General features: G+C 40.3%; 28 protein-coding genes and 1 tRNA gene. 4 read left to right on the top strand and 25 right to left on the bottom strand.

Annotated features, from left to right (window positions below):
* From rsmD to RS891_RS11020, 9 genes are all read right to left on the bottom strand, one after another.
* A complete protein-coding gene (gene rsmD, locus RS891_RS11060) occupies positions 1-612 on the bottom strand; it encodes a 16S rRNA (guanine(966)-N(2))-methyltransferase RsmD (RefSeq protein WP_315795305.1) in 612 nt (203 codons plus the stop codon).
* Positions 613-1033: 421 nt separating this feature from the next.
* Positions 1034-1711 carry an ORF6N domain-containing protein gene (locus tag RS891_RS11055; RefSeq protein ID WP_315796272.1) on the bottom strand — a complete coding sequence of 226 codons (678 nt, stop codon included), beginning with the start codon at positions 1709-1711 and terminating at the stop codon, positions 1034-1036.
* 565 nt (positions 1712-2276) lie between these two features.
* Positions 2277-2528, bottom strand: coding sequence for a hypothetical protein (locus tag RS891_RS11050; protein WP_315795304.1), 252 nt, complete (start codon positions 2526-2528; stop codon positions 2277-2279).
* Positions 2529-2859: 331 nt separating this feature from the next.
* A complete protein-coding gene (locus RS891_RS11045) occupies positions 2860-3045 on the bottom strand; it encodes a hypothetical protein (protein WP_315795303.1) in 186 nt (61 codons plus the stop codon).
* Positions 3046-3069: 24 nt separating this feature from the next.
* Positions 3070-3894, bottom strand: coding sequence for a hypothetical protein (locus tag RS891_RS11040; protein WP_315795302.1), 825 nt, complete (start codon positions 3892-3894; stop codon positions 3070-3072).
* Between the two features lie 360 nt (positions 3895-4254).
* Complete coding sequence (locus RS891_RS11035) at positions 4255-4386, bottom strand: hypothetical protein (RefSeq protein WP_315795301.1); 132 nt, start codon at positions 4384-4386, stop codon at positions 4255-4257.
* Between the two features lie 11 nt (positions 4387-4397).
* On the bottom strand, positions 4398-4874 hold the full coding sequence (locus RS891_RS11030) for a hypothetical protein (RefSeq protein WP_315795300.1): 477 nt from the start codon (positions 4872-4874) through the stop codon (positions 4398-4400).
* 375 nt (positions 4875-5249) lie between these two features.
* A tRNA-OTHER gene (locus tag RS891_RS11025) sits at positions 5250-5317 on the bottom strand.
* A 64-nt stretch (positions 5318-5381) separates the two neighbouring features.
* Positions 5382-5789, bottom strand: coding sequence for a hypothetical protein (locus tag RS891_RS11020; protein ID WP_315795299.1), 408 nt, complete (start codon positions 5787-5789; stop codon positions 5382-5384).
* Positions 5790-6421: 632 nt separating this feature from the next.
* On the opposite strand from RS891_RS11020, the gene RS891_RS11015 reads away from it, so the two are divergent.
* The gene (locus RS891_RS11015; RefSeq protein WP_315795298.1) at positions 6422-6667 is read left to right on the top strand and encodes a hypothetical protein; all 246 of its coding nucleotides are present in this window, start codon (positions 6422-6424) and stop codon (positions 6665-6667) included.
* A gap of 499 nt (positions 6668-7166) precedes the next feature.
* Here RS891_RS11015 and RS891_RS11010 read toward each other — a convergent pair whose 3' ends face one another.
* Positions 7167-7838 (bottom strand): SOS response-associated peptidase, encoded by a 672-nt coding sequence (locus RS891_RS11010; protein WP_315795297.1) that lies wholly within the window; start codon positions 7836-7838, stop codon positions 7167-7169.
* Positions 7839-8042: 204 nt separating this feature from the next.
* Here RS891_RS11010 and RS891_RS11005 point away from each other — a divergent pair, with 204 nt between their 5' ends.
* Positions 8043-8801 (top strand): hypothetical protein, encoded by a 759-nt coding sequence (locus tag RS891_RS11005; RefSeq protein ID WP_315795296.1) that lies wholly within the window; start codon positions 8043-8045, stop codon positions 8799-8801.
* On the opposite strand, the gene RS891_RS11000 is transcribed toward RS891_RS11005, so the two are convergent.
* The 14 genes from RS891_RS11000 to RS891_RS10935 form a co-directional block, all read right to left on the bottom strand.
* A complete protein-coding gene (locus RS891_RS11000) occupies positions 8798-9262 on the bottom strand; it encodes an ATP-dependent DNA ligase (RefSeq protein ID WP_315796271.1) in 465 nt (154 codons plus the stop codon). The two genes, RS891_RS11005 and RS891_RS11000, sit on opposite strands and share 4 nt — an antisense overlap.
* Positions 9263-9337: 75 nt before the next feature.
* A complete protein-coding gene (locus tag RS891_RS10995) occupies positions 9338-9907 on the bottom strand; it encodes a hypothetical protein (RefSeq protein WP_315795295.1) in 570 nt (189 codons plus the stop codon).
* Entirely contained in the window at positions 9891-10466 is a 576-nt protein-coding gene (locus RS891_RS10990) for a DUF4145 domain-containing protein (RefSeq protein WP_315795294.1), read from the bottom strand. The genes RS891_RS10995 and RS891_RS10990 overlap by 17 nt, the downstream gene beginning before the upstream one ends.
* A gap of 387 nt (positions 10467-10853) precedes the next feature.
* On the bottom strand, positions 10854-12401 hold the full coding sequence (locus tag RS891_RS10985; protein WP_315795293.1) for a phage tail family protein: 1548 nt from the start codon (positions 12399-12401) through the stop codon (positions 10854-10856).
* A 147-nt stretch (positions 12402-12548) separates the two neighbouring features.
* The gene (locus tag RS891_RS10980; protein ID WP_315795292.1) at positions 12549-13403 is read right to left on the bottom strand and encodes a phage tail tape measure protein; all 855 of its coding nucleotides are present in this window, start codon (positions 13401-13403) and stop codon (positions 12549-12551) included.
* Between the two features lie 581 nt (positions 13404-13984).
* Positions 13985-14569: a hypothetical protein gene (locus tag RS891_RS10975; protein WP_315795291.1), complete on the bottom strand. Its 585-nt coding sequence runs from the start codon at positions 14567-14569 to the stop codon at positions 13985-13987.
* A gap of 197 nt (positions 14570-14766) precedes the next feature.
* Complete coding sequence (locus RS891_RS10970; RefSeq protein WP_315795290.1) at positions 14767-15048, bottom strand: hypothetical protein; 282 nt, start codon at positions 15046-15048, stop codon at positions 14767-14769.
* A gap of 71 nt (positions 15049-15119) precedes the next feature.
* The gene (locus tag RS891_RS10965) at positions 15120-15833 is read right to left on the bottom strand and encodes a hypothetical protein (RefSeq protein ID WP_315795289.1); all 714 of its coding nucleotides are present in this window, start codon (positions 15831-15833) and stop codon (positions 15120-15122) included.
* Positions 15834-15848: 15 nt separating this feature from the next.
* On the bottom strand, positions 15849-16190 hold the full coding sequence (locus RS891_RS10960; protein WP_315795288.1) for a hypothetical protein: 342 nt from the start codon (positions 16188-16190) through the stop codon (positions 15849-15851).
* A 236-nt stretch (positions 16191-16426) separates the two neighbouring features.
* Entirely contained in the window at positions 16427-17068 is a 642-nt protein-coding gene (locus RS891_RS10955; protein WP_315795287.1) for a hypothetical protein, read from the bottom strand.
* Positions 17046-17342, bottom strand: coding sequence for a hypothetical protein (locus RS891_RS10950; protein ID WP_315795286.1), 297 nt, complete (start codon positions 17340-17342; stop codon positions 17046-17048). Before RS891_RS10950 ends, RS891_RS10955 begins: the two co-directional genes overlap by 23 nt.
* A 9-nt stretch (positions 17343-17351) precedes the next feature.
* Entirely contained in the window at positions 17352-17702 is a 351-nt protein-coding gene (locus RS891_RS10945; protein WP_315795285.1) for a helix-turn-helix domain-containing protein, read from the bottom strand.
* Positions 17703-17732: 30 nt separating this feature from the next.
* The gene (locus tag RS891_RS10940; protein ID WP_315795284.1) at positions 17733-18023 is read right to left on the bottom strand and encodes a hypothetical protein; all 291 of its coding nucleotides are present in this window, start codon (positions 18021-18023) and stop codon (positions 17733-17735) included.
* Positions 18024-18238: 215 nt separating this feature from the next.
* Positions 18239-18472, bottom strand: a complete 234-nt coding sequence (locus RS891_RS10935; protein ID WP_315795283.1) for a helix-turn-helix transcriptional regulator — start codon at positions 18470-18472, stop codon at positions 18239-18241.
* A 141-nt stretch (positions 18473-18613) separates the two neighbouring features.
* Here RS891_RS10935 and RS891_RS10930 point away from each other — a divergent pair, with 141 nt between their 5' ends.
* Together RS891_RS10930 and RS891_RS10925 are read left to right on the top strand one after the other, a co-directional pair.
* On the top strand, positions 18614-19288 hold the full coding sequence (locus tag RS891_RS10930; protein ID WP_315795282.1) for a helix-turn-helix domain-containing protein: 675 nt from the start codon (positions 18614-18616) through the stop codon (positions 19286-19288).
* 678 nt (positions 19289-19966) lie between these two features.
* Complete coding sequence (locus RS891_RS10925) at positions 19967-20296, top strand: hypothetical protein (protein WP_315795281.1); 330 nt, start codon at positions 19967-19969, stop codon at positions 20294-20296.
* 31 nt (positions 20297-20327) lie between these two features.
* Here the strand turns inward: RS891_RS10925 and RS891_RS10920 are convergent, their stop codons facing one another.
* A complete protein-coding gene (locus RS891_RS10920; RefSeq protein ID WP_315795280.1) occupies positions 20328-20561 on the bottom strand; it encodes a hypothetical protein in 234 nt (77 codons plus the stop codon).
* Positions 20562-20626 lie beyond the last annotated feature (65 nt).

Below are 20626 nucleotides of genomic sequence, written 5' to 3'. Positions count from 1 at the left end.
TCACTCATGAGGAGCCTCCTCTTCTGCTGTGCTGGGTTCTCCATCTTCTGTTTTTGCAGCAGGTGCGTAATGATAGATGGATACAGCTGTCTCCCCATACAATGCCTTGCGCGTTTGTTCAAACGGGCCGAATTGCTCAGGGTAATGATATTTGGATTCATATTCAAGCACGATGGTCGCTTCCGGTTCAAGCAGATCCAGTTCGTGCATCATAAGCATTAACTCGTCCCCATTTTTCATACGGTAGGGCGGATCAAGAAATACGAGATCAAATTGTGTGCTTCGCTTGGCGAGCGCCTTCAATGCACGACTGGCATCATTCCGGTATATGGCCGCCTGATCTTCCAGCTTGGTGGCCTTCAGATTTGCACGGATCACTTCAATACTCTTCGATTCCAAGTCAACAAAAACAGCCTTGTCCATGCCGCGGCTCAGCGCCTCAATACCGAGACCTCCACTGCCTGCAAACAGATCCAATGCTGTACCGCCCTCAAAATACGGGCCAATCATACTAAACAACGCTTCCTTCACCTTGTCGGTGGTCGGCCGCGTCCCTGTGCCAGGAACAGCCTTCAGCGGTCTGCCTTTCGCACTCCCAGATACCACTCTCACTGATGAGTCACCTTTTCTCTCTATGTAAGTTTATTGATAAAGCTATCGTACCACAATCGGGTTCAGTTTGAAAAATAGTCCGTCTGCTTTGTCGCCGAAATATTGTTGACGAATTGTTGACGCAAATGTATAAAAAGGAAACTTTCCGGCCATCCTGTAATTATCGACATCACAAGTGTCGTAGACAACCGCGGAGAAGACTTACGTTTCCCCATAAGCTCTTCGTCCGGTTTCTCCTCTCCCATGAAAAAGAAGCTCTCGAAAGAGAGCTTCTTTTTGTTGTTTAAAGCCTTATTTATCAAGGTTTTTATTCATTACTAACGATTGTATGTCATTACCTAATCCGTTATTGGGTGCGAATTGGGTGCGTTTTATTCTTATTGAGCATTCGGAAGACTCGGAAGACTTCGAGTCTTATTGATTAGCGTAGCGTAATTGAGTAGTAATCATTTGCAAGCATTTCGTAAGCGTCCCAAGCCTGATCGGTGTTCAATGACTTGGCATGCATCCACGCCCCTTTTTCTGTCCCAAGGTAGATCACAGGGGCAAACTTGAGGTTGTCGTCATTTTGACGACTTGCTTTAAACCTTTTTAGTTCGTCGCCTCTAAGCACAAAATAGTGCTTTCCTTTTGTATAACGCGATTCATTCCGTTCGAAATTTTTGCTGATAATCTTTGTTTCAGTCCCGAAAGACTCAGCCAATTGCGCAGTGGTTAGAACTCGTTTTCCTTTATGATCAATGACTTGAAGCTGGGTCATTTTAATTGCACTCCTTACAATGTTTTTTCCCTCTCTAACCTCTGAAAGATTCGTAATCTCAACCATTGCTGATTGGCGTAGCGTCTTGATGATATCGAACACCCAATCTTGGAAAGTCTCCGCTTCTTTTAGGCGGGATCTCATAATCAGTCGGTAAATACCTTTTTCAGCTATCACAGCTACTTCTTGCATTCCTCCAAGGGTGTCGGTTAAAGCTACACCCTTTTGCTCTTCGGGTAATCGACGTATTGCGTCACGTCCATTCTTGATACCAAGAGCTTTAGTGACATCTGCGCCAACAGCCCACCAATTATCAGGACTCTTCTCTACGAATCGAATTTTTCTGATCCATGTGATGACCTTCTTACTGTGACTCCCTTTCGATATGAGGAGGGTGCTTTGAAAGTACCTCCTCCGGTAGTCTGCTTATCCAAAGCAAGGCAGTCTGCTATATCAGCATTTTTCTTATTCTTCCAATTGTTATTTTCTTTGGAGGAGTGGGTTCATACCTGTCAATCTGACGGTCATCACCTATTCGATACTATCCGTTAAGTGGCTAGAATACTTTTCGTCGGTTCTTCCATTCTCCACCATGTGATTTCAAATCACATATCTTGCGCTTACTTCCTGCTAGTTTTTAATGAACTGTTTACTGCCAATCAAATTCTCTACCTGTCAATCTGACAGGTGTGAAAAACTTACGTACTCATAATGTGAGTACTTTGTTCTCCTGTTGCTTAATCGCGATTAACTTTCCTCTATATAACAGACAGTACGTTCCTGATGAAAAGAATACTATCCGTTTTTCGGATAGAAAAAAGGCCCTTCATTAAGTGAAGACCCTTTTTGTTTAACTCACTATAATCGAGAGGGATGTAGGTTTATCCGACACCCTTCACATTCATTAATCAAGCGGCTGTGGCTCTTCCTTTTCAGCGGGTTTCCTCAATATATAACCTTGCTGCTCACCTTTGCAAATCAACTCCCAACCTTCCATGGACAGATCATCCAGAGCCTGAATTAAAGTACAGTTGATGTTTACAGATTCATATCCAATTGAATTAAAGATCCAGGTCTCTTCTTTATCATAAACAGTCCTGATTAGCTCTCCATGCTCAAAACACTTAATGAGTTTCGGTGTTTTTTTAATTGACATTACCCCACTCCCTCCTTTTTTACTTAGATTCCACTTTCCTATTACTGGAATCTCAAATATAATAGTAATTGCGACCTCATCAATTAGGAGAGGAGGTGGGCAATCTTGGAACAAACAGATGTTATAGAAATCAAATTTTTTAACATCCCGTTTATCACAATTAAGCGTCGTAAGAAAACAAAGTAAATAACTATTGCCGACTACTTTGGTAGGTGTTAACACACCTCCTAGGGACCACCACAATTACGTGGTTTCCTTAGCGGCAAAGATGATAAAATAATACATACCAAAAAAATAGCGCCCAACCCGGGCGCTTTAGTTTTGCTCTATTTCATTTACCACTTTCTTTTAATCTGGCCCCAGGAACAAAATCCCCGTTACACCAGCGCACGAAATGATTGGCGTGAAGAAGATATGTTTTTTCAGTAGATGGCTTTAAACCCGAGTTCTTAACATCTTGTGTGTAAGCATCTAGCATCTCGTTTAATTGCTTCAATAATTCTGGACTCACCTTCATGGTTTTCCTCCTCTATAAATGACACTATGAATGCTCAATCACTTTGGACTTGTATTCCTCCCAGTATTCTTCATCGCCTTCAACTCCATGAAGCCAATCATACATCATCATTATTTCTAATTCCTGTTTCCTTCCTCTAATGAAAGTTTTTTTAGGCAATCTTCTATACAGATCGTTAAGATTGAAAAGATTGCTCTTTTGCTTGTAGTCATACTCATAGGTTCTCCACGCCTCATTGCTTTTTCTCTTGTGAGTAGCTGGCCATAATTGTTCATTATCAAAAAATTTGTGTACCCAATCTTGAGTAAACTCCCACAAGTTTACGTGATGCTTTTCCCAAGTCTCCTCAATCCATATCGACATCGATTCAGTTATTAAAGGATAGTTCACTCCATTACGAATCCGACTCTTTATTTCATGGTATTCCTTGATGTACCTGAATAACATCTCAGTGTGATCCCTTAAAAAAGGATGCTTTTTGCTCAAAAAAGTGTAACATTCGTAGGATACACTCCTGAATTCAGCATCAGAATTATAGATAAGAAACAATTCTTGTTTTTTTAGAAAGTTATTTATGGCAAGATTCAGCATTTTACCATGATCATCAAACATTTGAACAAGCCAATTAGCCGTTTCAGAATCAAAATGTGCTAGCTGTCCCCGATACTTCTCAAGCTTCTCAGACTGGAGATATGTTTTTTCATCTGATGCACTGTCAGTAAGATAATTGTTGAAATACTCAAACACATAATTTACACAGATACTCGTGTTTTCTGCCTTCGCCTGGTCAAATTCATTTAGGCCGTCCTCTTTCTTTCTCTTAGCTATGTAATCTACTATGCTTAGCAAGGTAACCTCCTCCTTCTAAAACATTACCTTCGCTCTATTAACGAGAATCCCCTTCCTAACACGAAAAGATATTAAAAATCAATTAAACAATCGTTCCCTCTTCCGATTTCCTTCTCATTATTGTCTGTCCTTAACTTCCGTTATCACACCATTTTCACTAAAACTTAAGTCCAGGTGCATTATTTGAAGAAACACGCTCAAACAGCCCCAGATTTGGTCTGAGGCGATAAGAAGAGGAAGGGGAAAATAAATTTTAAAACTGGAGCGATTTCGGGATCGCAAGCACCCGCACTCTAAATTTGACCCCCAGAGGGACCCGTGATTTTTTCAGCCGAGGTTTTCGCCCCTGTTTTTCTGCTGTCAATCATCAATATAAAGGATTGTCCCTGGTCCACGTTGCAAGTTATCGTCCATCTTTTGTGTCGTCACTTCCGCTTGCTCAGATCGATGACCCTCGCCCCATAACATGCGCTTGATCCACTGGGTTATCATGGTCCACCTTCCTAGAACAATTTATCTGGTGGTGTGAACTGTGTATCTGGTGGTAGCAACACCACATCCTCATTGGCTGTCAGTACACGGTTACCTAACTGCACACGTCTGAAGGCATGTTCCTCTGTCTCACCAGGCTTCAGTACCACGGGCACCCATCTGTATGGGGTGATGTCCCAGCCTGCTATATTGAACAGCTCCTTGAGTGCCCAGTACTTCAGGGGTATCTTGTGTAGTGCTGCATACACCAATGTCTCTTGTGCCTCTTGAGGTGTGATATGTTTCAGCGCCTCATGAGTGATAGCGTCATATACACCGTCTATGTGGAACGTACCACCCTCGATATTGACACTTTGGCTACCGATTATTCCAACACTGGGGATGTCTGAAGGGGGCGGGTTATCCTTATAATCAATCTGGATGTCCGCTACCTGTAGTTCTTCATCACCCATATATACCTTGAACTCACTTAGTTTCCCGTTCATCATTTTCTCACGTCCTTTCGATTTCACAGTCCTTGTTTTAATCAGTAAAAAACACCCGTTCTTTTATACGAGTGTTTATACATGGTTTGGATATGCAAATGAATTTCTCTTATATATATCTTTATATCTTTTATTCTTTTATTTCTTTTTTCTTTCTTGGGGGTATAATCGTCCACCACTAGAGGGGTACAATTCTCCACCACTAAGTCATTTTTGGTGCGTTATGTAGTGGTGTACGATTGTCCACCACAAATATTCATGAATTTGAATAAAACGTGAATAAAGTGTATAACCCGTCCATCATGTTTCCCACCGGAGTTGGTTTCGACCACTCCTTATTTTTAATGGTAAAGCGCACGAAGACTTAACACGTTGTAAGGCTCCCTGACGGAATCGAACCGCCGCTTTCCGGATCTCTCCGGACTCTACCGTTGAGTTAAGGGAGCGCATTAAAAAAGCCGCCTGCATTGGGCGACTTGATGACCTATATTATCTGCAATTGAGATGGAGTTACCAAGTGTACTTACCATCATTAACAATCTGAACAAGTGACCTCCATAGGAATGAAACCAACAACTCTCCCTCTTCACTCTGAGTGACGACGTCATTGTTCCATATCAGAACCCATCCTAGTCCTACCGCTACAAGGTTGCATTGATGTGCATCTGATAGCAGTTGGATTAACATGCCTGCAGAGAAGATAGGATAAATATTTCCGTATTCTGCCACGCCTCCACTATACAAGTATCCATCCGTATTCAAGCCCTTTACAACATGAATTTTATCAGGAGAATCTTTGAGAAAGAACATTTCCCATGGGCTTAGATCGAGAAACAAAACATCAAGCAGCTTATCCAGTGTATCATTCCCAACTGCAAGCACTTCTTCTGGAGTCAAAAAATCGCGTTTCAATCTCATTATGCATGTCTCCTTGAACGTTAGTATCGTACAGAAGAATTTTACCTTCTTTGGATAATTACGTCGAGGAATGAAATGGATGTGGGCAGGGCCTCTCACCTCTGCATGACTGTATTCCCTCTGACATTAGCAGGTTATTAGTCTGCCGTAGTAACAGTCTCACAGCACTTAGCGTCTCTCTTCCGCCACCACATCAATTCTAACACTACGGATGCTATAGCTGCCCTTTTGATGGGCGGCAGTCAACCCTTCTTGTGTCGCCGTTGCCATCCGCGCCCTCTTTCGACCTACCGGCATAGTGTTGTTTTCCCCTCATAACCTCAAGCCACGCGACTGAGCGTAACCCTCAAGCGGTTATGACAAGCTGCGGAAACAAAAAGAACAGCATGCCCGCTTGTTCTACCCTTGCGGCTCCAGTGTAGGTCTTATTGCAAGGGACTGACTGTCTCCGCTCGTCTTCTAGCCTACCGCCGTCAAACAGGTAATGGTTTGTGACGGGTGCTGTTCTCTTTTTGTTCTATGCTATAACTATACACCCCTGAAAACCTTGTCACGCAGAATATTGCCGCAATTTTAACTTAATATTATAGGACAATATTCTACATAAACAAGAGTTCGTAAAGAGAGCGAATTTGACAGATTATGAAGAATTACAGCATGAGGTGAGAAGCATGACCCAATATAGAGTGCTGAAGGAGGACATGGATTTCTTTGTAGCTGCCATGAGACAAGATCGGGTAATAGTTTGGCATGTGTTAGAGGATATAGAGCATTTAATTAATTATGGAGGAACTGTAGAGGGGTATAGTCCACTAGCTGTCAGGATCATGGGCAAGAGGTATTTAGAAGAAACTTTCGAATTCAGGATACAAAAATAGGAGCCCTATATAGGCCCCTCAGTTAAAAAATTTTTGAATTAAATCATATTCTTCTAAAAAAAGACTCAGGCAATAAAGTCCAAGAAGTAAAAGAAAACTGCCACTGACCAAGCAAACTAGTATAGAATTAAAAGCACTTGAACTACCATAATGTTGACCACAATGCGGGCATACATAAGCGGTTGTAGATATTTCTCGTCTACATGATTCACATCTCATTAATTTACTAGTTGGTTTAAATTTTTCTTTGATATTAATAATCATTAGTCTAAAACACATAAAAGATAGGCCGAACACCACAAAGAGCATAATAAAACCCATCGCATTTCCGAAAATATCACTTATGTTATCCATTTACTCCTCCAAAAACTATGTATTAACTCTAAATCTTATGACCCTCAATTAGTCTATCAGACCTATGTGCCCATTTCCATATATTTCTCATTCTCAGCAACAAAAAAAGAGTGAAACCGTAAAGGTTATCACTCCAGTTGAGCTTCTAATTTACTTCCCTCAATAATTTCTCATTGTTATTCCGCACATTGCCGACTTCCTTCGGCACCTCATACACTCTCATCTCAGAAGCTTGATATGGCTTGAGCATTCCGAGCAGCGACTGAACATCGTCATTATCTCTTCCGAGCCATTCAGACTCATCCTCAGGGCGCAAGATGACCGGCATCCGGTTGTGAATGTCTTCCATGAGGCTATTTGGTTCAGTAGTAATGATGGTGCACGTACTCAATTTGTTACCTTCCGGATCTGTCCAAGTATCGTACAATCCTGCCAACGAAAATATGCTTTCATCCTTCATCAAGATGCGCATTGGCTGCTTTGCCATTCCTTCCTTACGCCACTCATAGAATCCGTTTGTCGGGATAATACAACGCTTGGAGCTGATCAGCCGTTTAAAGGCTGGCTTTTCGGCTAATGTCTCAGCTCGAGCGTTAATCATCTTACTTCCTATCTTGTCATCCTTGGCCCAAGCGGGTACCAGGCCCCATCGGAGTGAACCCAATCGATTTCCATCCTTGCTGCCTATAATTGTAGGAATGAACTGCATGGGTGCTGCGTTGTAATTAGGTTTGTACTCAAATCCATCAGCAATAGATGCATAGTACCTGTCCATTATTGCATCTAAGGGGTCAGTGATCGTAAATCTTCCGCACATGATAATGCCTCCTTTGAGACTCTATATTATGTAATTTTACTCAAATTTTTAAGAATAGAAACGGGTAATTTGTGGAGATGCTCATCCAATATAAAATAAAAATGCAATAAATTAGATGAAATTTATAGATCAGCAAGTTTATGTTTAGACAAGTCCATGTCCTAACTATAAAGTGAGTTTGAAGATATTATAGGAGGAATTAAAGTGAACTTAACATTTTTTAAAAAGTTTAGTCTATTAATTGGAGCATTTGTGTTGGCTTTTAGCTTAACTTCGAACCAATCTGTAAAAGCTGCAGTGGATTACAGCGGAGGGTTACTAGATGGAAAGCAACTTTATAACAGTGGTGGATTCACAGAAGGAAACTTAATAGGCACTGAAGTTACTGATAACAATGAATCAACAATTTTCACAATAGAAAAGGGAACACCTGGATCGACGGGAACGTTGGATCATATTTACTATGATTTCACAACTCCTCAATCAATTTTATCATATCGACTTAAGGCAGATAGAGCGACAAATGTTATTCTAGAATTATTGGATGTAAATGAAAATTATCTCGGCAAAATTTCTGTTAACGTGACAGATGGGTCGCTTATAGTTTTACCTGAAGCAATTACAGGGGTTAGTAAAGTAAGCCTTGTAAACACGAATAATAGTCTACCTTTAAAAGTATCTGAATTTAATGTGTATAGCCCTATTCCAGACCCAGAACCAGAACAACCTTCGGTTAATCGAGCAATATTTGTTGTGACTATGACAACCGGTTTAGAAAAAGAATACGATCTAAGTATGAAAGAAGTTAATGACTTTATCGATTGGTATGAAGCAAAACAAGCTGGAAGCGGAAAAGCTTCTTATGCAATTGACAAACATGACAACAACAAAGGCCCGTTCAAGAGTCGTAAGGATTACATCCTGTTTGATCGAGTGCTGACATTTGAAGTAAGCGAATACTAAGCAGTCAATACAAAAGGCTCCGCATTGAGTTGTGGAGCCTTTTTTTGCATTATCTCAGACAATAAATTGATCAAACACGGGTATACGCAGTAAGCCCTATTTGGTCCAGCTCCGCATTTTGACCCTGCCTTGTATACGTGGTTCCAGATAAACGTGGCAGGCAGTGTCTTGATTAGTTGTTGAACCTTGGAGTGTTGCCGCGTGCTGAACCGGCTCATGACTGCCTCAAAGTCGTTCAATCCTGTCGCCGGATCGGTGCAAGTGACCTGGCCGTCCAAGATGATGTCACCATCAAAAGGTAACTGCAGTTCAGGGTACTGCCGAGTGCAATCATTGTTGTGACGTGTATATAACCGGACGTTGCCGGATTGTTGCGAATATATCAACCTGTGACCGTCTACCTTCGGTTCAAAGATGTATTCCGAATGACTAAATGGTCCTGGTGCTGTTTCAAGTAACATAGGGCTAATAAACATAAAAACACCTCAATCCAATTATAGCGTGTTGCCATAAAGGATTGAGGCGGTAAGTTATGGTCAAGGAGCCTCTATATTTTGCCTCATTATGTCTTCTAATAACAACACCAGTGTGGAAATAGGAATGCCTATCTGTTGTACGATATTTCTCATTCTTATAGTCTGCTCTTGTTCAAAAAAGGCAAAAACACCTCCAAAACTTTTAACAATTGATTCAAGGTTCTCCCAAGCACCATTTATAGTTTCAATTTCATCTTTGGAGAAATAAAGAGCTAATTCTGTTACAGGGATTGTTTGAATTAGTGATGGATCACGTAATTTATTCCACACGATTTCGTAGTTTCTTGTTGAGATTATCTCAGAGATATTTACAGCTTTTTGTTTCAATTCGTTAACATAGTGAAATCGAATTATATTCTTATATTTCCTTTGATCTAATTCAGTTGCTTTGTTCATCTCTTCATTTAAACGTATTGCCCGCTCGCTTAATTCTACTGATTTCTCTGTTAGTTCAGTAGTTTTGACCGAAGCCTTTGTAGATCTAGCGGTTAAGACTACAACTGATATTGATAAGATTGAAGTGGCAACAATATTAATTATAGATATCCAATCACTAGACTCCAGTGTCATTGTTGCTCTCCTTTAAATACTCCGGATTTAATTTTATTGTGGTTTTTCGTGAAATAGCATACGTTTCCAGGTCATAGATAGTCATAAATATATGTTCAATAATAGCTATTGCCTTTTTCATTTTAGAACGGGAAGGTTGAATGACTTCATGAACTGTTACATTCCCTAATTCTCTTATTTCGTGCAGAACCGATGCCTGCCTTTCTACAATAAGTTTCTTTTCAACTAGACCGTTAATCTTTCCAATAAGCCTTTTAGATCTTTGTTCTACACCTTTACTTACTTGCGGTGTACCATCTGGATTGAATAAAGGTCCATCTTCTATAGCCTGGTCTTTACAGATAGCCTCTAGAAGCATCCGAAGGCCTGCTGCTGAAAGGAGAGTCATATGTAAATTGCTCGCATCAACGACTTGGTTGTATAAACCCAATAATTCATCAGGAACATTATTAAAATCTTTCTTGGTGATAATAGACTCTCCATGATCAGCTGGTTTTTCTGGATAAACTTTCACTGCTGAGTACCAAACTGGATCTCCATTTTCATTATACGTAATCATATCTTCTGCCTCAGTTTCCTCAGCAAAAGTTATACCTTCACAACCTAAACACATAGCGATATAAAATGTTTGTCTCTAAAAATAATCTTCATCGTCGCTAGTTTGAATTACATGTTTTTTAACTACCCCATGATTATTGTCTCTTTTACAGTTCCTGCAGTATATCTTTGTATCTATCTTTTCCATGTAATCATTCCTTTCAAAAAATCAACTTGTTGATTATTCTAATTGAAATATATACCTATGCAAAGTACTAAGTCATCTATTTACAAGATACTTCCTTGAGATGTTATTTACAGAAAAAAAGAAGGACTACTGTCCCTCTCGCAATAATCACTTAATTTCCAAGTTGTCACTTCACACTAAATAACAAAGGCACTCTTTATATCATCCACGCAAACTCACCCTCAGTTTATCTCTTTTTAATTTAGCAAGTTCGCGCCTAACAGCCGCGCCAATATCAGTACCAATTGATGTAGCAGCTTGTGTAGTGGCAACACCGGAAACAGATACGTTAATATTTATTGTATCCCCGCCTCCTCCAGAGTTAGCACCGATCATGCTTCCTGTCTGCTCATAAAGACGCTTCGAGCGTTTGGAACCATCTATAGGAATAATTGCTTCCATACCTTTTTCACCAGCCAAGGAAGGTCCATCAGCAAATCCACCCTTTGCATACGCTGGTATCTCCGGAATTGTCGGGATAGCGAACCCGATATGACCCATGTCAAACGGCAAATCAACGGATATACCGTTTATTTTACCAATAGCCTGGTTAACCAAACGTATAACCGCATTGATAGGACCCGCAACTAAAGCCTTGAGTCCTCCCCATATTCCGGCAAACGTCTGGACAACGCCATTCCACGCTGTGGACCAATCACCCGTGAACACTCCAGCCACAAAGTCTATGATTCCGCCCAAAGACGTCATCAGGCCATTGAACAAACCTGTTAGTATCCGTATGACTTCGCTCACAATCTCCTTGATGTAAGGGAACGCAAAGTTAAAAGCTGCAACGATCCCGTCAATGATTGGCTTGAGAGACTCGAACATAGCCGAACCAGCTGAGATAACTTTGTTGAACACTGAGGTGAAAGCCGGTGCCATGGTTTGGATAGATGAAACGATTTGTGGAACAACATCGTTAGCTAACCAGCCGAACACTTTAGATATGACGGGCCAAAGTTTGGATGCCAGGTAAGAAACAATGGGTGTCACCGCTCGTATCACCCTTGCCGCCATATTCGCAACGGTTGTAGCAACGAGTTTAAATATCGTTATATCGGCCATTACGATCTTTTTAATAGACCCAAAAACACTTTTAACATGAGGCGATATCTCGCGAAAGGTGTCCATGAGCATATCCTTGTATTTCTCGACGGAAATAATCAGACTGTCAAACCCTCCACCAGCACCAGCCCCGGAGAACATCCCGCTGATTAGACCACCAACATTTTTGAACGTGCTGCTCACAGCCTTGGTGAGTTTGCCAGAAGTGAACCACCCAGCGAATTTCGACACTATTGGAAGCAGCTTAGTCATCATCGGATTCCAGACATCCATCTCTATCGATCTACCCATTGCCCGGAAAGCATCCGTAACACTGCCATACTTAATGTTCTGGACGTTTTTCATGGTTTCACGGGTCATATCAAACTGCTTACGCGCTTCGCCCATCGCTTTAATCGCTTCATACTCAATATCCTCAAACTGCGTACCAAATAGTGCAACACCTGCGGCGTTACGCTTTACCGGATCTTCAACTTTAGCGAGTGCTTGGAATATCTTCTGAGTAGCCTTCTGGGCTGCTTCGCCTCCGCCTGCTACAGCTTGTTCAAACTGTTCAGCATTCAGATTCAGTGCTTCATATCCTTCATAGGTTGTCTTGGACTGGTCCTTTGTACGAATAGTCAGTTCCTTAATCGCGTCCATTAAGGTGTTATCCCACTGGCTTTTTATCCGGTGGTTCTAACGGTTTCTTTTCCCGTTAGATCAGCATAGCTTTTCATCACCTATCGGCAATGTCGCGGCCTCGTGGACGGATTATTTCACCGTCTATGCGTTGCCCCTGAACGACCTTTAGGCCGCCCTTCGGTTCGGATTAGCATTGCAGCTTCCCCGCTTAATTCCGCGATTTAGAGTCGGCAACGCTTTTTTACCGACCTTGTCTAATTGAAAAACTCCAGAAGATCCAGCTGCCCCAAACATATTAAACATGTCGTTTGCATCGTACCCAAGCTTTTTGAAGTACACTGAGTATTCAGAAACTGAGTCTAACAACTCGTCGGACATATTCAATCCGCCCTTGTAACCTTGGGCCATGAGGTTAAATGCTTCGTGTTGAGATACACCAAACTGCTTGGTCATTTGATCCGCTGCCCGGATACTTTGGGTGACGTCCTCACCGAACACATCCTTGTACACAACCGCATCTCTGGTGGCTACTTTGAGCGCATCACCAGTCAGCCCTGTCACTTGCTTTACAGTCGCCATGGATCGGGTCAAGTCGTCCCAGTTCTCACCGATGTTGTCCCTGTATAAGCTGGATGCCTGTTGTTTTATTTCTGACATTTGCTTATTGGTAATATTGGTGGATGCTTGGAGCTGGCGAAACGACTTGTCAAAGTCTCCTACAAGGCCAATCGCCTCTACGAAACCATTGATGATACCGTCTACAATCATTCGTGCGCCTGTAAACTTAGCAACGGTATCCAAAGCACCTCTGAAGCTCATAGCCGCTTCTCTGGCTTTTGCGAAGCCATGAACTGATTTCTGGACTTCATCAACTGCCTTTTCTGGACCCTTAGCCCGTTGTAAGATTTTCAAGACATTTTCCATACCTTCTAGTTGCCTATTGGCATCACGGAAACTTTTGCGGAATTGAGGATTCATCTGCGCTTGGAGCTTGAACGCTATTTCATAATCTTTTGACATAGAACGCCCCTCCCGTTCGGTTTAACAACAATAGAATGATCATTACTTCTTCCCCCTGCCGAGAAACTCTTACGTTTTGAATGAGCAGCCTCTCTGTGCTCCCTCGCTTCAAGTTTAGATAACACAATTCCCCCTAATGTCAGCTTTCCTAATTACACTTCATTCTGCTTTCCTTTTTTTGCACTAATTTTATGGAGCTCGTATAATGAAGTGCGACATTCACTCACTATATTTATTAAATTCAAAGTAAAGTGATTTCAAAAATTAAAATCTAGCCGGATTTCGGGCTCGCAAGCACCCGCCCTCTAAATCCTACCGCCAGAGGGACCCGCGAGCCCTTGATAACTGTCTCAATGTTCCAAGTTATATAACTTCTTTTACCTCTTACAGTGAACAGAACAAAATTCCTTCATAGTCAGCAATGAACCAACCCTCGAAGATTGGTTTGGATTCTCTAGATATTTTCTGTTCTTTGCCTTCCATGTAAGAAAGGTTCGTCGATCCATTTGCTTCGATTCCTTTGTCATAGCCATTGTATTTTCTCCTCCTCTCTCTATTAGTTCTACAAGCCCTCCCATTATTTATTTAAAATACTGTTCTATTGAGTGTCCACGAATCCAACTTGTCAATAATTCTTCTTGTTGAGTGAACGTTAACTTCCGGGCGTCCGGATGAACAAAACTTATAACTGATCTTAATGTTCCAATTTCAGTATTATAGCCAGCATGCTGCCATTCCCTAAGTGCATTACTTTTCTTAGCTTCAAGTTCTTTTATCCGTTTTTCTAACTCATCAGATTCTTTATGAAGTGCAGCACGACGATCTAAACGATCCTGCATAGCTTTTGCACCAGCTAATCGGATTTTCTCAAAAGAATTAGCATCGATTGGTTTATCCAATTGGGCATTATATCCCTGAATGGTGTCGGTGATTTCTGCCAATTGAATTCTCAATTCCTGGTTCGACTTTCTCAATTTATTCGCACCGGAATGATTATCATTGATCTCCAATTCAACAAGTTCTTCCGATTGTTTTTTAATCCTAAGTTCCAATTCGGAAGCTTCATCCTCCAAAGCAGCGATTTTATCGGTAATCTTTTGTTCGCGGCCTTTCACCGTATTCAAAAATTCATTTACTACTGTACTCAAATCTTTAGTATTAAACATATTAAGTTCCTCTTTTCTTTAAATTAATTTAGTTATAAACGATCCATATACGCACACCAACATTAAGAGCACACTCCAGGCGGAGGCCTCGCCTGATTATCTGAACACACAGACTTATTTATCATACCTATCACCACTTTATATTTTATAGTTGAAATCTATAAGATGAATTGATATAATGATCATCAGTTGAGTATTTATACATATTTTGATTCTTGATCGTCCTCGCTATTACCAGTAGCGGGGGCGATTTTTTTTATCCCCATCATAAAGAATCCGTGTTCTAATTCCAAAAGTGATTCAACGTCCTCTAGGGGAACGAAATGCTCCCCACTTCCTCCAATTTTCACACAAGCATCAAACGCTTTGTTTAATGTTGATATCGTCGCTTCCCCATACCTTTTATTGAGTGCATCCCTTAATTGTTTTCCTAATCTATCCTCTGCACCTAAACCTGTACTTTGAGTAATTGTTTCCATGACGACCATCCTTTCGTTATGAGCTTCACAGTTAGTTGTATGTTCATCTCTCTATTTCTCTTGAAGTTAATTCAACTCGGTTTGGACTCTATGATATTTAAAGCATCGAACAAGTAGCAGTCATTAATAGATTCAATTCTGTCAATCACAATCAACTTGTATAACTCAGAAAAGTTAATACGATTAGGAATAGAATTCAGCAGCACATCATCGTTTTTAAGGCCATCCTTTAACGTTACAAGTTGAATAAGAGCCTCCCTCTCTAACTGCCATGCATTATTGAAAAGTTGTTGTATAGTAGTGGGTAAGTCCAGATTATTAAGAATATTGATTGCAAGGGCAGCTTTACTACTAAGAATGCAGATATCTAATCTGTTTAGCATCTTATCCCTTTTCCTGCCTCGGGGGATTTTCTTCAACTCAGTAGCCATAGTCTCAAGAAGATTTATCTTTTTCTGTATATTCTTCTGACATTCTTCTCCAACCTTACATACACTTTTTATCTTTCTCATGAAGAAACGAAGTGCAACTAAAAAATCATATGGAGTGCAGGTTGTGCCGTTAGTTTCAATACTGATATTAAACCTCCATCCTAACTCCTCGTTACTCTCTATCTGGTCAGGATTCCGATTAAGAATGACTTTCGCGTAAAATCTGAGGATATTTTGTTCAAAGACAAGAATTTTCTTGTAATTCGCCTTGACCAGATCACCATAAGCCTTTAGATCATCTGACATTTCTTTAATTTTGAAATCGACTAACTGTAACAACTCTGAACGTTTCAATATGTTTGCTCCCTTCTAATCCTGTTCAATCTTAAATATGTCAACAAGTTCAAGGCCTAATGCAATTTTCACAAACGCAGCCTGTCGAGATTTTCTGTAGGATTTTTCGCTAATATCCATTGATTCATAAACAAATTGATGTGTTCTATACTCAGCCTCTTTGTTCAAGTACTTCTCCTGTATAATGCGCTTTTCAATATCGGACAAACAATCAACGATCGAGACCACTTTCTGACAAGTCTCATTCGGCTGCTCCACGAGAATGAGAAGATGTACTTCGGAGAGAATGCTTTCGATTTTCTTCTGGGCATTCTTTGAAAGCCTTGGATCGTTGGAAATATCTTTTTTATGCCTCAAAACTAATCACCTCCTCTCAGGTATAGCTACCGTTACTTACTATCGGTCTGTCTTAGCTTGTTTCCTGTTCTGCAGATTACGAAGGATGATTGCACATTGAAGAGGATTTCTATCACGCCAAAGCTTTGCAAGATCACTAAGTGACATTAAAATAGGCACCTCCCATGAAGGGTATACTTTGAAAGTAGATCCTTTCATAAAGCTATATTTTCTCTCTTCAAAAAAATTAGAACTTTTCAAAGAACAAAATGCCTCATGTGAGCCTTAAGAAAGGGGAATATCTTCCCGTCATTTTTCCGAGGTAAATTCTCAAGGTGTTTTTCAACTGCTTCTGTGTAATCCTCTTCTGTAACTCCTATCTCATGCAGATCTGCAATTCCCTCTCGAATCTGTTCCATTTGTTTCATTGTGACCTTCGGATGATCTTTGCCGAATTTTTTGTGATAAATGGTATTATATATTTGTGAATAGCGGTCCTCTGCTGATAAGAAGAGGTAATCCTTTAAATCTTTATCATTCGTTATTTCTTTAACATTAGTTATTAGCGTTGGATTTTCCAGTTGTGGAAAACCCGATTTTGGTTTTTCGTATACATCCAGCACCCAGGAGACAATTTTACCTTTTTCCTTTATGGAATATCGTTTTAGATAACCCCACTTCTCAAGCTCCTTCATCCCAGCCCGGATACTGTCTTTGCCGTCTGTTGCATGCTTGATCAGTTCATCAATATGAAACTTAAAGTTATCCGGCTTAGAAAGCATATAAGCTAATAGCCCTCTGGCCTTGAAGCTTAACCGGGTGTCTTGTAATGACTCATTGAGTACTCGGGTAAATGCTGGTGCAGTTTCCCCCTGTTTATTGACTCGATATGTTGTCACATAGTGTCACCACCGCCCCATTCCCTTTTAAGAGGCTAAATAGTTCGTAACTCTGAATTTGCCCTGAGATAAAGTCTTCCAAGCTCATCCAAAGCACATTGGCTTTGGCAGGATCGATCCCGTTTACCTCAAACAATGAATTTCCTACCTGCTCATATAAATCAGTCATTAGTTCCAACTGGATTCCCACCTGCTCCAGTTCTTTACGTTTAGTATCCAAGTTGCTCAGTAATTCCAATAACCGATGAGATACTATTCTCTGTGCCGTATTCATTTGCACCACCTAACTTCTCAATCCGCATGAGCTAGTATTCTGACTGATCCACCCTTCCAGATCATGTTGACGAAAGAAAATCTTAGAGCGGACCTTGAATGACGGGATCTGATCTTTCCGGACCATGTCATACAACAGCCATTCAGAGATTCTGAGGTACCTGGCTGCCTCTTTAACCGTCATAGTTTGAGGCTGTTCCTGAACAACCTGCTGCTGAATAATCATTTGCCCCAACTGCTGCAAGAATTGCTGTGGATCGATATCCAATTTCCTCTCTATTACTTCCGGAGTTTGATATGTCGGAGCTGCTTGCTGGACAATTACAGTTGGCGTGTTTCGTCTTACTCTTGGATTACGCATGATATAGGTTCTCCCCTTCGCTTTTAAGAGTTATAACGTGTCTTCCAAGACACGTTTCTGGTGCAGTTGTTTCATTCTGATACTAGCGGCCTCCCGCTGCTCTTTGGTCGGTTTAGATGTACGCTCCATTGCGAATCTGACCTGAGAACTGTTAAGCCTCCACTTTGCAGCCGTCACCTTTCCACTGGTTAACTCCTCCCAAAACGGTGCTGCTAATTTGTTCAGCTTGGTTATATGCCGAGGAACGCAGCTATACACTTCCCAACTGTCGCTAACGTAGTCGAATACGCAAACCGTTTCCTTCTCCTCATTCAAGTACATTCTAGTTCCTCATTTCAGTCGAGTTTCGTGTCTTTGAAGAAATGAATTTCAAGTAGACTTGCAATTAATGACCAAATACTAAGGCATAATATAAATACGCTACAATCCTATTTAAGACACTTATGATCTAAGCACCGTGCAGCTAGATGAGCTATGAAGTGATGCTTAATTCATTTGAATGGGGGAATGCTGATGATAAGCTTTCGAGCACTAACTTATTTGTTTACGCCCTGAGGTGTTTTAACAATTTCGAATAAATCAGACCATTCGCATTCAAGCACTTCACAGATGCGCTTTGCAGTTCGGGGGGATGGACTACGTTCACCGTTCGTTATTTGTACTGTCATTGGTTGAGAAAGCTCAATTTCTTTACTGAAGGCACTTTTACTAAATCCCTTCATGATGATTTTTTCATTAAGAGACTGTATTTCTTTTACTTTTATCCTCATTTCGCACCTCCTTTGCAATGTAATATTTAATTATTACAATGTGATAATACACTCATTTTTATTACAATGCAATAAAAACAATAAAAATAGTATTACAAAGTAATTATCTTTGATTTATAATGTTTGCAGGAGGGATAAACAATGCATGAAAAAGAATTTGGATCTTATCTTAGAGAATTGAGGAAAGGTAAGGGCTTAACAACAAGCAAGCTTGCCGAGGGATCAGGAATTTCACAATCATATATTTCTCAAATTGAAACGGGAAACAGAGGGATCCCTACTGATGATATTTTGATGAAACTCGCAGATGGGCTTGGCGTGGATTATATGGATTTATTGTCCAAAGCGGGGAAGGATCGCAGCCCTTTTGATGTACATCTAAGGAATTTCGTAAAACTATTAATAGGTGATAATGAACTCCCATTCGCCATAGAAAGACAAGGCGAATTCGAAGAATGCCTCGAAAGGCTATTTATCAAACATAATCTAAAGCCCAATAAAACAATCCATATTAAGCCTGGAACTAAGCATTCTGATATTGTTGAACAATATATTGACATGGTACTCGATATAGAAAATACATCTATCAAGTGGGAGTTACTACAAGATTTACAGGACCTAGCCCATAAATACCATCTTTGGTTTAATCCAAAATACGAGCATCAACCATATGGAATTAAAAATTACAGTATCCTAGAGGATTTGTATGCACTGCTCAACAGAAACGGAAGAATTACTTATAAAGGACATGCCATTACTGAGAAAGAAAGGACTTTAATTGAAAACTATTTGGATGCCCTATTCTCAGAAACATGAATAATTCGAAATTACGAAAGCATCAATCAAAATGTGATTATTGGAGGAACTAACGATGTCAAATATAAGGAAAAATTCATTCTCAATTGAGTACATCTGTGAAGGTACGCCAGAACAGTCAGATCGTATCCTCAGACAGTTTGCTAAATGTATAATACAAAAGGTATTAGACAAGCACGGTGCTGTAGCTCATAACCTGGATGAGGTTCTTGAAAAGTATATCAATCACAAGAATCGTGAGGGGTATGTTTAATATCACCTGTACACTCTGCTCATACATAAGCGACATCTGATCCTGTTTATCTGCTCAGTGATGTTGCCTCTATTTCAACTCTATCTGTGAATAACAAATACACCCGCTTTTTATACGAGTGTTTATGCATGGATTGGATATGCAGTTGATGATTCTCTTATATATATCTTTATATCTTTTATTCTTTTATTTCTTTTTTCTTTCTTGGGGGTATAATCGTCCACCGCTAGAGGGGTACAGTTGTCCACCACAAATGAGTTTTTCAGTTGATTATGTAGCGGTGTATGATTGTCCACCACTAGCATTCATTTTTAATGCATAACGATGAATATTGTGCATAAGTAATGTCTTTCTAACATTGAACTTAGGGCACAAAAGATATTATATCCCAACCATAATTCTAAATAATTTGGAGGTCATTCCTTATGAATAAAGTGAGTCTTGAACGTAGAAAAGAACATATCGCTGAATTGCAGAATGAAATTAAGCTGCAGGAGCATGCCATAAAAGTTATTGGAACATACTCTCCCAACACTTTGGAAGAAAAGATATTACACCTGTATTCCATTGAGGGCAGTGTGAAGATTGTTGCCGATCAGATTAATGCGGAAGGCCATAGAATTGGGGAACGCAAATATATAACAAACGATATCACAGCGGTTATTGAATCGAAGCCAGTTAAAGATGAGTTACATGAGATCGTGAAAAAGGCATTTAATCAAAATAAGAAAAAGGCAGCTGCACGCTGGTTTTAGCCGTGATTGGTAGTATCCCAAATCACACACATTATGTCCGAAGACCTTTTATTTTTTCCATACACTGACGGATGTGTTCATCAGTTAACATTTCTATAAACCGTTCTAAGGCCTTTTCGCTTTCCTTACAATCTTCGCTTGCAAATATGACATTCACCCACATCTTCGTCTTTTCATTGAATCTTCTGATGGTTCTTTTCTCTTTGTCATATTCGTATTCTTTATCACCAATTTTAACAAACTCACCAAGCTCATGATTTTTCATACCTCAGCCTCCCTTTACCTTAACTAATTCAATCACTATTGCAGATTTACCTTCCATAAGGATCA

Source organism: Paenibacillus sp. BIC5C1 (assembly GCF_032399705.1).
GTDB classification, from domain to species: domain Bacteria; phylum Bacillota; class Bacilli; order Paenibacillales; family Paenibacillaceae; genus Paenibacillus; species Paenibacillus taichungensis_A.
The sequence above is the reverse complement of the archived record's forward strand: the minus strand, read 5'-3'. Positions and strand labels throughout refer to the sequence as shown.